A 13267-nucleotide genomic window follows, 5' to 3' on the forward strand; every position below is an offset into this window, starting at 1 on the left:
ATAACCATTGTATAAAAAGCATTGAGTTTCTGTCTAGCATATAAAATGGTATATTAAGCAGTCAATTCATAAGTTTGTTTTTTAACAGGTAGTTGTTTGGGTTGATTCTTTTTTGAAGAGTTTGTGCTAGATACCGTAAAGATGTTCTATAATTGATAGAATCTAATGATATGAGAAAACTGGTTTTTGTAAGCGTTTTGTTGAGTTCAATTTCTTTTTGTGGTTTTGCGCAAAAGTTGCAGAAAGAGATGAAAAAACCGAATGTTATATTGGTCTTGACGGATGATCAAGGAATTGGAGATTTAGGTTGCCATGGAAATCCTTGGTTAAAAACACCAAATATTGATAAGTTTTATAAACGGGCTATTCGAATGACCGACTTTCATGTGAGTTCTGTATGTACCCCTACAAGGGGAGCAATTATTTCTGGAAGATATCCTATTAATAATGGAGCTTGGGCAACGTATAAAGGGCGAGATGCTTTATCAGAGGGAACACCTACGATGGCTGATGTTTTCAAGCAAAATGGTTACATAACAGGGATGTTTGGAAAATGGCACTTAGGTGATAATTATCCGGTTAGACCGAGTGATTGTGGTTTTGATTATGTGGTTCAGCATAAGGCTGGTGGCGTAGGAGAGTTGTCTGATTATTGGGGGAATAATTATTTTAACGATGTGTATTTTGTAAATAACAAACCTAAGCAATTTAAAGGGTATTGCACTGATGTATGGTTTGATGAAGCAATGAAGTTTGTTGCTAAGCATAAAGAAAATCCATTTTTTATCTATTTGGCTACGAATGCTCCACATAGTCCTCATTATGTAGACCCAAAATACGCAAAGCCTTATAAAGAAAAAGAGGGGGAAGAAATAGTAAATGCAGATTTTTACGGGATGATTGCCAATATTGATGAGAATTTTGGAAAATTAGATCGGTTTTTAAAAAAGAAAGGACTTGCAGATAATACTATTTTAATTTTTATGACTGATAACGGAGCAACGGGTGGCTTGAGTCGAGATGGGAAGCGAGGTTATAATTATGGATTTCGTGGTAGAAAAGGAGATAAAGTAGAAGGAGGGCATCGTGTACCTTTTTTTATTCGTTGGAAAGATGGAAAAATTATAGGAGGTAAAGATATTGGAACAACAACGGCACATGTAGATTTGATTCCAACCTTAGCGGGATTGTGTGGTATTCAAGTGCCATTAAATGTGCATTCAGATGGGGTTGATTTCTCTCCAGTATTGAGAGGAGAAAAGAAAAACCTGGAAGAACGAACCATTTTTGTTCATAATAGACAAGATTGGCGACCACCAACAGATGTAGCTAAAACGTGCATTGTAAAAGAAAATTGGCGTTTGGTAGATGGTAAAGAATTATATGACATCCAAAAAGATAGAAAACAAAAAAATGATCTTTCCGAGGTTTATCCGGAAGTTGTGGAACAATTGTTAAAGGATAATGCGGCTTTTTTGAAAGTAACTAAACAATACCCAGAATATTATCAGTTTCCATCTTTTGTTGTAGGTGGGGCAGGCCAAGTGGAAACAAAACTTACCATACAGCATGCCATTGGAAACGATAAACCCATTTGGAAAAGTGAGCAGGTAGCAGCGGGTGTTTTAAATCAGAACAATACGCATGCCCTTAGAGTAGCCTCAAAAGGGTTGTATAAAATTTCTTGTAGGAGATGGCCAAAAGAGTGTTCAGGAAAAATTTTAGGAGTTCCTGAAAGAAATCCAAAGGATTGGTTTTCATATAAAGCGATTTCTCCTGAAAAGGTTCGGATACAAATAGCGAACCAGATTTTAGAAAAAAACATTCATGATGAGGATGAGGAGGTTGTTTTTTATGTAGCATTAGATACTGGAAAAACCTTTTTGATTACAGATTTTGTAGAGGGAAAGAAATCTTATGGGGTTTATTATACCTATGTAAAAAAGATGAATGATTGATGCATTTTTAAGAGGTTGTTTTTTTAGAATTACGGGTTAAGTCATGTTTTTGATCTGTGTTTTACTCATGCATAAAAGTTGTAATAATTATATAAACTTCGGATTCAAAAGGGTTTATTAGGGGTAATATTAAGGTAAATAGTACATTTCCTCTAATAAGAAAATCATATGTATAGTCTTGTTTTTTTATAATAAGTTAAGTTTGAGAATCAGAAAATTTTCAACTAAAACTAGGATTATAATGAAAAATACATGGATTAATTTATTAAGCTTTTTTTTGATAATAACGCTAATTTCTTGTGATAAACAAGAAATTTGGGACGTTAGAGATTATGGTGCACTTGCAGACGGAACCACTGTGAATACCGAAGCTATTCAAAAAGCAATTGATGCCTGTGCAAATGCAGGTGGTGGAACGGTTTTAGTCTCGGGTGGGACCTATGTTTCTGGTACGATTCTCTTAAGAAATAACATCAATTTTAAAATTGAAGAAGGGACTACTCTTTTGGGGAGTATCAATCCAAATGATTATCCGGTGGTAGAGCCTTTTATAGATGCAACAGGTCAGTTTAGAGGTCAGTGTTTTATTGGTGCGATAGATGTTTCTAATACTTCTATTACTGGGAAAGGAACGATCAATGGTCAAGGAGAAATGTTTACTCCTAAAAATATAAAAAAGACGGTTCAAAAATTGGGTATTACGTTGGTAGAGCCTAACCTTGAAGGGTTGGTATCAAAAACGAATAAATACGTAAGTGATAAAATTAGAATGTCCAATCGTCCATTTTTGGTTAGAATGGTGAGGTCTAAAAATGTAACATTGAAAGATATTCATTTACGTCAGCCTGCAGCTTGGACTTTACACTTTTTAGAATGTTCTAATTTTCTAGTTGATGGAATTGATATTCATAGCCATGCTAACAGAAATAATGATGCTATCGATATTGATTCAAGCACAAATGGTGAGATTAAAAATTGCACCATCGATTCGGGGGATGATGCTATCTGTTTTAAATCAACCTCACCCAAACCAACAACGAATATAGAAGTACATGATTGTAAATTAAAAAGTTATTGGGGTGCTATAAAGTTTGGAACGGAATCGATGGGTGATTTTAGAGATATTACAGTTAGGGATTGTTTGGTGCATGATACCCGTGGGGGAGGTATCAAGGTGTTAAGTGCTGATGGTGCTCATGTAGAAAATATTTTGATTGAGAATATTAAAATGGAAAATGTAGAGATGCCAATTTTTATACGTTTATGTGAACGTAGATTAGTGTACCGAAATGCAGAGAGAAAACCTGTTGGATCCATAAATAATGTTGTTATTAGAAATATAGATGCGTATGTGTCTGAAAACAATAAGTTGAGGATGACTCCGGCAACGGGATTTTATTTTTCAGGAACTCCAAATCATAAATTAGGCAAAATAACTGTTGAAAATGTAAAGATTAGTTTGCCAGGAGGAGCTACTAAAAGTGATGCTGCTGTTGTAGTACCAGAAAATGAAATTCAATATCCAGAATTCACCAAATTAGGGGCTACACCGGCATATGGACTTTTTGCAAGACATATTGAAAACTTAACAACGAATAATGTTTCTTTTAGTTTAAGAGAGAAAGATGAAAGAAAAGAAGTAGTTAAGATTAATGTAAACTAGTTTGTTATGGTAAAGTTGTTTAAAATTTGTTTGTTAGCAATTCTAGTTTCATCAAATTTAGTTGCTCAAAAAAAGTCTGAGAATCCAAATGTGCTTTTAATTTATACCGATGATCATAGGTATTCTGGTATTCATGAATTGGCCGGCCAAGCAGTAAAAACTCCAAATATTGATGCTTTAGCTAAAGAAGGAATTATTTTTACAAATACGTATTTAATGGGTTCTTATAATGGTGGAACTTGTATGCCAAGTAGGGCACAATTATTATCCGGAAGGAAATTATTTGATTTAAAAGGAATTGGAAGAGTACTTCCAAAGGAGCATACTACAATCGGTGAAACGTTTTTAAAAGCCGGTTATAATTCTCATATGGTTGGAAAATGGCATCAGGATAATTATTCGTTGGGTAGAATGTTCAATAGCGGTAATACAGTCATGAGTAGGGGTATTTATTTAACAGATCATTATAGAATGCCCTTGTGGGATTGGAGAGCTGATGGAAAATACAAAAAAGAGGATGCTTATATTTTTGTGTACGATGAAAAAGGAAATGTAACCAAAAGAAAGGTTAGAAATGGAGAGAAAAAAGGGCCTATGAATACCGAAAAGAATGGGCCTCATACTTCTGAGATATATGCAGACCAAGCTGTAGATTTTATTAGAAATAATAATAATAATAATAAACCATTTTTTATGTACTTGGCGTTTCATGCTCCACATGATCCTAGACAAGCGCCGAAAAAATATAAAGACATGTATCCTGAGAGGAAGATGAAGTTAATGCCTTCATATTTACAGCAACATCCTTTTGATAATGGACACATGACCACTAGAGACGAAGCTCTAGATACATGGCCACGAACTCCTGAAATTGCACGTAAACATTTATCAGATTATTATGCCATTATTACACATTTAGATGCTCAAATAGGAAGAGTAATCAAAAGTTTGAAAAAAACAGGACAATATGAAAATACAATTATTGTTTTATCTGGAGATAGTGGATTGGGTGTTGGAAATCATGGCTTATTAGGGAAACAAAATATTTATGATGAAGATGGAATTCACGTCCCGTTAATCATTTCGGGGAAAATGAAAGGAAAAGGAAAAAGATATGATGCCTTTAGTTATATACACGACATCTATCCTACAATTTGTGATATTGCTAATGTGAAAATCCCTCAATTTTAATAAACGGAAAACCGTTAAAAAAGGTCAAGATTAGAAAAGGTATGGTACGCATAGATAGAAAATTTTCTAACAAGGATCGGATTTCATTAAAACTTCCTATGAAGTTAAAGATTACTCAGTGGGGGCAAAATAAGGAAGGTTTTGCTGTTGAAAGAGGACCTTTGGTGTATTCGATTCCTGTTGAAAAAAAAGAAATTATGTTCCCTTATATTGGAGATCCAAAATTGGTGAACTTTCCAAATAAATTAATGTATCCAACATCTGATTGGAGTTATGCTTTGGAGGTTGATAAGTCAAGTGATTTTCGATTTGTCTCATCAAAAAAAGAAAAAACGGATTACCCTTGGGATGTAGAAAATACACCAGTAAGGATTAAAGTGTCAGCAAAAAAAGTTCATAATTGGAAAATTGATGGGACAAAACACGCTCCTTCATTTCCTAATGAATTAGAACTAGATAATAAAATTGAAACCTTAGAACTTGTGCCTTTAGGAGCAACATATTTAAGAATGACTCTTTTTCCTAAAACAAAATAAAATATTATGGTTAGAAGAATTTTATTGGTTTGGTTTTTTGTGTTTTTCAATTTTCTATTGATGGCTCAAAAAAAACAACCAAATATTTTGTTTGTAGTTGCTGATGACATGTCTCATACCGGTATTTATGGATATGATTTTGTAAAGACACCATATTTTGATTCTTTAGGGAAAGAGGGGTTGATTTTTAATCATATGTATACTCCTAGTAGTAAATGTGCACCTTCAAGGGCTGTAATGTTGACAGGTAGAAATCCATGGCAATTGGAAGCTGCAGCAAATCATCAACCTATTTGGCCCGATAAATTTAAAAGTGTTGTTGAGGTATTAACGGATAACGATTATTTTACTGGATATACAGGAAAAGGTTGGAGTCCTGGAATTCATCCAAAAGGAAGGGATTTAACTGGGAAAGCATTTAATACCAAAAAAATTATCAATCCACCACTAAAAAAAGTATCGGTTTATAATTATTCAGAGAATTTTAAGGATTTTATGAATGACAAGCCGGAACATAAACCTTTTTTCTTTTGGTATGGTAGCAAGGAACCGCATAGAGGTTATGAATATAAAAGTGGTGTTCGACTAGGTAAGAATACCGATAGTGTAAAGTTTATACCACCATTTTGGCCTAATAATGAAGTAGTTAAAAACGATATTTTAGATTATGCAGTTGAGGTAGAATACTTTGATAGGCATTTGGGAGAAATATTGAATCACCTTGAAGAGCTTGGTGAATTGGAGAATACATTAATTATTGCGACTTCTGATAATTCAATGCCTTTTCCAAGGTTTAAGGGGCACCCTCATGAGTTTTCTACTAGGATTCCCTTTGTTGTAAAATGGCCAGGTAAAATAGAAAACCCAGGTAGAAGCTGTGATCAATTTGCAAGTTTTATTGATTTGGCACCCACTTTTTTAGAGGTAGCAGGTATCTCAGAAGAACAGGCAAATATGCAACCGATTCAAGGAAAAAGTTTAACTGACTTTTTTGAGAATAAGGTAATAGGAAGAAATGATGTGCTTACAGGAAGAGAACGAAATGATATGGCTCGCCCAAATGGATGGGGGTATCCAGTGCGGAGTTATCACAAAGATAATTATGTATATATGCACAATTTTGAGCCCAATCGTTGGCCATGTGGTACAGAAGAATCGGGATACAAGGATACTGATTATAGCCCTACTAAAAGAGTTGTAATGGAGTCAGATAGAACTTCGGTTTATTATGAGCTTTGTTTTGGGAAAAGACCTAAAGAAGAGTTGTACGATATTTTAAAAGATCCTTTTTGTATGGTTAATTTGGCGGATGTTGAAAAATATAAAACCCTTAAAGCGAATATGAAAAAAGCACTGTTTACTAAGCTGAAGGCCCAAGGAGATCCCAGAGTGATAGGTGATGGCTCCATATTCGACCAGGCCCGTCCTTCTAGAATGGCATTGTATCCAAAGCAAGTTGAAGATTTGAAGAATAAGCAAAATAAGAAGAAAAAAAATCAGAATAAATATGAATAGGATTAGAAATCTAAATATCAAGTTTGCTTTTTGTTTAGCTTGTTTTATTTTGATAATGTTTCAAGTAAAATCGCAGTCTAAAAAACCAAACATTTTATTTATAGCAATTGATGATTTGAGGCCACAATTGAATGTGTATGGGCACAATCAAATGATTACTCCTAATTTGGATGCTTTGGCTTCTGAAGGAAGGTTGTTTAAAAATCATTATGTTCAAGTACCCACCTGTGGGCCCTCTAGAGCCGTCATGTTAACCGGGAAAAATTTAAAATCAAAGGATGAAATCCAACATCATCATTTAGGGAAAACTTTGGCAAGAGAAACGGAACCTAACACCCCAGAAACCTATATTCAACTTTTAAAAAAGCACGGTTATTATACTGTTGGAATGGGGAAAATAAGTCATAGCATCAGTGGGAAAAGAAAAAATAAATATGAATTGCCCTATAGTTGGAGTGCTTTTATTAGTAATAAGAATGGATATCAAATGTATGCTAATGGAGATAAAAGAGATAAAACAAAAACGCCTCCATTTGAAAAGTTAGATGTTAGTGATGAAACTTATCCTGATGGAAGAGTAGCGCTGCTAGCCATGAAAGAATTGGAGAATAGAAAAGCAGCAGATACACCATTTTTTATGGCGGTTGGTTTTTTAAGGCCACACCTACCTTTTTCTGCTCCTAAAAAATATTGGGATCTTTATGATCGTAAAGAAATTCCGTTGTCTCCAAATCCAGATGCACCTATTGGAGTATCAGATGAATTTTTGCATGAAAGTAGTGAGTTTTTTGGGCAATATTATTCTCCAGAAAGAGGAGGAGCTAGAAAACGTATTTCTGATGCATATGCTCAGAAAGTTATTCATGCAAATTTTGCTTCTGTTTCTTATGTAGATACACAAGTAGGAAAAGTATTGGGTAAATTGAAAGAGTTGCAGCTTGACAAAAGCACCATTGTTATCGTTTGGGGAGATCATGGTTGGCATTTAGGAGATCAATCAATATGGGGCAAACATAGTTCTTTTGAAAATGCTTTAAAAAGTACATTTATTGTTAAAACACCTAAAATGAAAAAGCCTGGTGTGTCAACAGCAGGTCTAGTTGCAGCTGTAGATATTTATCCCACTATTTGTGATTTGACAAATATTCCAAAACCTGATGGAGTAGATGGGAAAAGTTTTATTTCTGTTATAAAGAATCCAGAGAAAATTACGAGAAAAGCAGTGTTGAGTTATTGGAAAGACATCGTTAGCATGAGAACGGAAAGGTATCGATTGGCTGTTTTTAATGATGGAAAGAAACAAGAAATAATGTTGTTTGACCATATGAACGATCCGAATGAAACGATTAACATTGCAGATGAAAATCCGGAAATAATTAAAAAAATGTGGCCAAAATTGAAACAGTTAAATAAAGGTTATCTTCCAAATTTAAAGTAATAAGATATAGAAGATAAAGTTTTAATTTGTTTGTTACTTAGAAAAGAAAAGAGTCTAATATGAAAAAAATACTAATCTTATTGGTTCTGATATTAGGTGTCAGGAGTGTACAGGCACAATCAAAAACAGAAATGTCAACAAATGTAGAAAAGGCAGGGCTGCTTTTTTCTGATGATTTTAGTACAGATTTATCTGATTGGGTGGTTCATGAAAAATTTAATGGTGCATTTTTTGCAGAAGATGGGGTATGGGTTACCAAAGAAATTGAAGGTGCTGGACATGGTTCTACTGCTAGGATATATAGAGAGTACAAGGATATTGTTGTTGAATTTGACTTTATATTTGATGGAGGTAAACGATTTAATATCGTTATGGATGATACTACTTGTAAAACAGTTTGGGCAGGACATATTTGCAGAGTATCATTTTCTAAAACAGGCTTTATGGTTCAAGATGATAAAACTGGAATCATGAATTTAACCCTCCGAAATCAGATTAAAAATGACCCAAATAAAAAGAAAGAATTAAAAGATTTTTTAGATTCTAAAAAATCTTTTGTCAAAATGAATTTTAACCAAGGAGAATGGTATCATGTTAAAATCATTAAAAACAAGGATGTTTTGGAGTGTATTGTGAAAGATAAAATTGCCTGTCTTAGATCGGAGGGAATAAATCATCCGATTTTGGATAGGTTTGGTCCTACCATTACAGGGGCAAATATTCTTTTTGATAATTTAAATATATGGCGAATAAAAAAATATTAGTCTGTTAATACTGGCTTTAGTATAGTATGTGCCCATAACGAACTCAACAGTTATGTTAGACTAAAAGTTTTGTTCTTTAGTAAGAAGTCAAGCAAATTCTGACTTCTCCCTGTCTTTTTATGAGTTTTGTGAATTGTGAAATTTTTAATTTTGGAGTTCACAGTATATATTCATTTTGATGATGAATGCCCTTCATCAGTTGCTTGTTTTATGAATATATGTATACTGTCATTTGAGTTGATTCATATATGATAATAAAATAATCATTTGTTTTATATATGAAACCTTAAATTTTAGATGTTTACCAAACTAAATTTCTAAACCTTGCAAGGTCATTTAGATTAGTTTTTCATCCATTTTGGGTGATCTAACCACAAATTAATCCAAAACAAAATGAACAAATCTTTATTACAAACGTTAGTTTGGTGTGTCTTGTTTTTAAGTCATAATATACATGCCCAAGCTCCTATTGATTTTACAAAAATTGATCAATCTAAAATCACTTCGAATGATGCTGTTGTTTGGCGTCAATTCGGTCCAGGTGGTTCTGGAAATAATTATTATCTGTATTGGCATCCCACAGATCCCAATGTTGTTTTTCAAGGTCCAAATATGATCAACGCCTATAGGTCTTTGGATCAAGGAAAAAATTATGAGGGCTTGTTAGACTATGATGGACCAGGCCATAAAACAGATGAAAGAGGACCGGCAGAGATGACAACTCCTGATTTTTCATATCAAAATCCAGATTTCGGGTTTTGTTCACGTGAAGGGAGAAGTTATATATTTAAAACAACAAATAAAGGAGCTACTTGGACGCGTGAAGATGTTATGTCTGCAAATTTCGAAGGCCAGCTGTTAAATACTATTGAGGTAGATCCTACAGACGACAATATTTGGTATGTAGGTTCGGGTAGTATAAGAGATTGCAACCACTACTTTCATTCAAATGAAAAACCACATGGTTTTAGTTCAAGTCCACATGCTGCCAATCATATTGGGAAAATATGGAAAACAACCAACAAAGGTGCTTCATGGAATGAAATAACACCCGAAGGTATGGATCCGAGTGCCCAGATTACAAGAATATTTGTGCACCCTGGAAATCACAATACTGTTTTTGCGGCAACTACTTTTGGGTTTTACAAAAGTACAAATGGAGGCCAAAGTTGGACGGTAGATTTAAATTCTGGTTTGGATAATAATATCATCCGATCTATGGATATGCATTATAATGAAGTTACTGGAAAAGTAACCTTATATGCTATTGATTTGGTAAAATATATTCCAGATGGAAATACCGTTAGTTATAACGGTGGAGTTTATAAAAGCTCCAATAAAGGTAGCACTTGGCAAAAGATCAATAATAATATGCCATTACCACAATCTATTTTGAAAGATTATTCTGTTAAGAAATTATATTACAAATTGGCTTTAGGGAAGTGGTTTGGACTTTCAGAATCTCAAGCTGCTATTACATATCCTGATTTACCGGATTCACTTTTACATTCGGTAAGTATGGTAAGGGTAAACCCCAAAGATCCTAATAAGATTATTGTTCTTAACAATTATAAGTCACAATATACTTTTAGCGGTGGAATGATGTGGAGATCTGATAATGGAGGAACAGATTGGTTTGTTACATTCAGAAATGGTAAAAATTGGCAAGATAAGCACAAAGCGATTTGGGAAGGAAGAGGGAATCCGGTTTCACACAATGTTTCTTTTAGAGCACAGCATGAGTGGGAATTAAGAGATAATTACGATCGAAAGGCTGGAGCAACTGTAGAATTTAATAGTGATGGTTCCAAAATAATGTTTCAGGTAGCAAAGGTCGTTTGTATTTCAGATGATAATGGGAATACTTGGTTAGAAAATGATGAGGTTGATGCTTCTACAGATGCAAGTGAACATTGGGTTGGAGCAGGAAATAGTAATATGCCTGGTTCAGATATCGTACAAGATCCAAGATTAGAGCATCTTTATTTATGCTCAGGAGAAAATTCTATTTTTAGAACTACTGATGATGGTGAGAATGTGAGAGCAAATGCACAGGCAGTGTATAAAATTAACATTCCTAATAAAGTAGCACCTCAGGAATGTTCTGTTTCTACAATGGTAATTGATCCAAATGATGTAAATACTATGTATTCTGTACATTTTAGACAAAAATATCAAGGTCAATTGATGAAAACGACCGATGGTGGACTAAATTGGGTTGAACACGGAAAAGTACTTGATTTTCCAGAAAATAATATAAATGCAAAGATTCATCAGTCAAGTTTGATTATAGACAAAGAGGATACCAGTATTTTTTACCTGTGTATCCCGTCAAAACCTGTAGATGATGTTGTAAAAGTAGATGTTGGAGATATTGTTGATCCTTTTGGAGTGTATAAGTCAGAAGATGGCGGTTTTACATTTACTCAAATTAATAATGGGTTTGAAAACGTACCAAATAACAAGTTGAATGTGCTTAAGATGAGAATGGATCCTACAGAATCTGGAACTCTTTATGCAACAGTAAGTGGAGCGAGTGGTGGTCTTTATAAGTTAAGCAAAGGAACAAATACTTGGGTAAAAGTAAACACGCCTTCGGGAGTCTCTGATGTGAATGATTTATTTTTCACAAATGATAAACTGTATATTACTTGTGGGTCTCCATCAAATACAAATGCTGCTGTAGGAGGGGTTTTTGTAAGCGAGAATAGAGGAGGTTCTTGGAAGCAACTATTTAAAAGTAGAAATGCAAATCATATAAGGGTTGCAAGTTATGATGAAAAAGTTCTTATGATGTCAATCCCATCTTCAAACATGATAAATCCAGGAATTTATAGGTCCTTAGATTCTGGTGAAAACTGGGTAAAACTGAATGTAGGTAATTCACAGTCTGATCGAATAGTTGATTTGGAGATTGATTTGAAGAAGAAAGGAATCTATTGGGTTACTACATATGGAGCAGGTTTTTATAAAGGCGTTGATTCTGAGTTAGCAACTAGCACTTCAGAAATTTCTAACTTGAGAGGGCCTGATAGTGTTTCAGCAGGAGATGAAGCAAGAGTTTCTGTAAGTTATGATGCTAAGGAGAAAGTAGATTTACATTTTAGATTGGTTCAAAAAAATCCATGGTTGGTCCTTACGGAAGGTGTTAAAAGTGGAGTGGCTATTGGAGTTGGTTCAAAAGGTATAAATCTTGAGGTTCCAGATGATGTTAAAAATGGAAAGCATGTTTGGCAAGTAGGGATAGTTCCTTTTGGAAAGTCATGGTCTGCGAAATTGAGTCAAATAAACATAGATGTTGAGGTAGAGACTTTAAACGATTTGGTAGCTATCCAGAATATCGGAAGCGATAAGTTTATAACCTATGATCCAGCCACTTTAAAATTATCCTGTTCCGCGACTACAATTGGAACCAATGAAACATATGAGTGGATTGATTTGGGCAGTGGACAAATTGCTTTGAAAGCAAGTAATGGTAAATATGTGAGTTCAGAGAACGGAACTAAAACAATAACATGTAATAGAACTGATGTGGAAGCTTGGGAAACCTTTACTCTTATTGAAAAAAGTAGTGATGTATATGTTTTTCAAGGAAATAATAATTTGAATCTAGGAGCTGGTATGCAGTTTAATAAAACGAATTCAGGGTCTTGGCAGCAATTTAAAATAATTCAACAGGGTGCGGTATCTGCAAAAGGTGTTGAGAAAAAGGGTAACGCTGAAGTAGAAGGTGTAAATGATTTTGAGTTTAGAGTGTATCCAAACCCGGTCTCTCATGGGACACTTGGGGTAGAGGTCTCGAATTTTCAAAAAGGAGCAGAATTAAGTTTGTTTAATGATAAAGGTCAGTTAGTTCTTTATCGCGTGTTAAGCGATGAAAAATCTGAGATATCGCTAGAGTCATTGTCTAAAGGCTTTTATGTAGTACGGATTGTAAATAAGGATAAAATGTTTAATCAAAAATTAATAATAGAATAAAAAAACAACCCCTTCTTGCAAATTCAAGAAGGGGTTTTAAATTATTGGGAGATAGGTTTGTTAAAAATGTTTTTTTGATATAGGTAGAGTGCTTTGATTTTTTGTGAGTCTATAGGTGTTGACATTGAAAAAGAGTTAAAAAAATATGAATATATTTGTGCTATCATCGTGAAAAAAAATCACACAAAAAATCTAAATTAGAAGTTTGAAAGAGAGTTTGTTCA

The 13267-nt window shown here is 34.1% G+C and carries 8 protein-coding genes; all 8 read left to right on the top strand.

The window, feature by feature from the left end; translation table 11 throughout:
- The first annotated feature begins 170 nt into the window (after window positions 1–170).
- The 8 genes from AC2DGP_RS11540 to AC2DGP_RS11575 all read left to right on the top strand — a co-directional run bounded on the left by AC2DGP_RS11540 (window position 171) and on the right by AC2DGP_RS11575 (window position 13043).
- Window positions 171–1958, top strand: a complete 1788-nt coding sequence (locus AC2DGP_RS11540; protein WP_484490218.1) for an arylsulfatase — start codon at window positions 171–173, stop codon at window positions 1956–1958.
- A gap of 241 nt (window positions 1959–2199) precedes the next feature.
- A complete protein-coding gene (locus AC2DGP_RS11545; protein WP_484490219.1) occupies window positions 2200–3621 on the top strand; it encodes a glycoside hydrolase family 28 protein in 1422 nt (473 codons plus the stop codon).
- 6 nt (window positions 3622–3627) lie between these two features.
- Window positions 3628–4812: a sulfatase-like hydrolase/transferase gene (locus tag AC2DGP_RS11550; RefSeq protein WP_484490220.1), complete on the top strand. Its 1185-nt coding sequence runs from the start codon at window positions 3628–3630 to the stop codon at window positions 4810–4812.
- A gap of 98 nt (window positions 4813–4910) precedes the next feature.
- Window positions 4911–5348 carry a hypothetical protein gene (locus AC2DGP_RS11555; RefSeq protein WP_484490221.1) on the top strand — a complete coding sequence of 146 codons (438 nt, stop codon included), beginning with the start codon at window positions 4911–4913 and terminating at the stop codon, window positions 5346–5348.
- Between the two features lie 6 nt (window positions 5349–5354).
- Window positions 5355–6863, top strand: a complete 1509-nt coding sequence (locus AC2DGP_RS11560; protein WP_484490222.1) for a sulfatase family protein — start codon at window positions 5355–5357, stop codon at window positions 6861–6863.
- Window positions 6856–8301 carry a sulfatase gene (locus AC2DGP_RS11565; RefSeq protein WP_484490223.1) on the top strand — a complete coding sequence of 482 codons (1446 nt, stop codon included), beginning with the start codon at window positions 6856–6858 and terminating at the stop codon, window positions 8299–8301. The genes AC2DGP_RS11560 and AC2DGP_RS11565 overlap by 8 nt, the downstream gene beginning before the upstream one ends.
- A gap of 59 nt (window positions 8302–8360) precedes the next feature.
- Window positions 8361–9065, top strand: coding sequence for a hypothetical protein (locus AC2DGP_RS11570; RefSeq protein ID WP_484490224.1), 705 nt, complete (start codon window positions 8361–8363; stop codon window positions 9063–9065).
- Window positions 9066–9458: 393 nt separating this feature from the next.
- Window positions 9459–13043 carry a T9SS type A sorting domain-containing protein gene (locus AC2DGP_RS11575; RefSeq protein ID WP_484490225.1) on the top strand — a complete coding sequence of 1195 codons (3585 nt, stop codon included), beginning with the start codon at window positions 9459–9461 and terminating at the stop codon, window positions 13041–13043.
- Window positions 13044–13267 lie beyond the last annotated feature (224 nt).

This window comes from Flavicella sp. IMCC45537, from assembly GCF_057197705.1.

Excerpts from the sequence above, each read along its gene's own strand:
- AC2DGP_RS11540 (WP_484490218.1), top strand. The coding sequence starts at position 171 with ATGAGAAAACTGGTTTTTGTAAGCGTTTTGTTGAGTTCAATTTCTTTT.
- AC2DGP_RS11545 (WP_484490219.1), top strand. The coding sequence starts at position 2,200 with ATGAAAAATACATGGATTAATTTATTAAGCTTTTTTTTGATAATAACG.
- AC2DGP_RS11550 (WP_484490220.1), top strand. The coding sequence starts at position 3,628 with ATGGTAAAGTTGTTTAAAATTTGTTTGTTAGCAATTCTAGTTTCATCA.
- AC2DGP_RS11555 (WP_484490221.1), top strand. The coding sequence starts at position 4,911 with ATGAAGTTAAAGATTACTCAGTGGGGGCAAAATAAGGAAGGTTTTGCT.
- AC2DGP_RS11560 (WP_484490222.1), top strand. The coding sequence starts at position 5,355 with ATGGTTAGAAGAATTTTATTGGTTTGGTTTTTTGTGTTTTTCAATTTT.
- AC2DGP_RS11565 (WP_484490223.1), top strand. The coding sequence starts at position 6,856 with ATGAATAGGATTAGAAATCTAAATATCAAGTTTGCTTTTTGTTTAGCT.
- AC2DGP_RS11570 (WP_484490224.1), top strand. The coding sequence starts at position 8,361 with ATGAAAAAAATACTAATCTTATTGGTTCTGATATTAGGTGTCAGGAGT.
- AC2DGP_RS11575 (WP_484490225.1), top strand. The coding sequence starts at position 9,459 with ATGAACAAATCTTTATTACAAACGTTAGTTTGGTGTGTCTTGTTTTTA.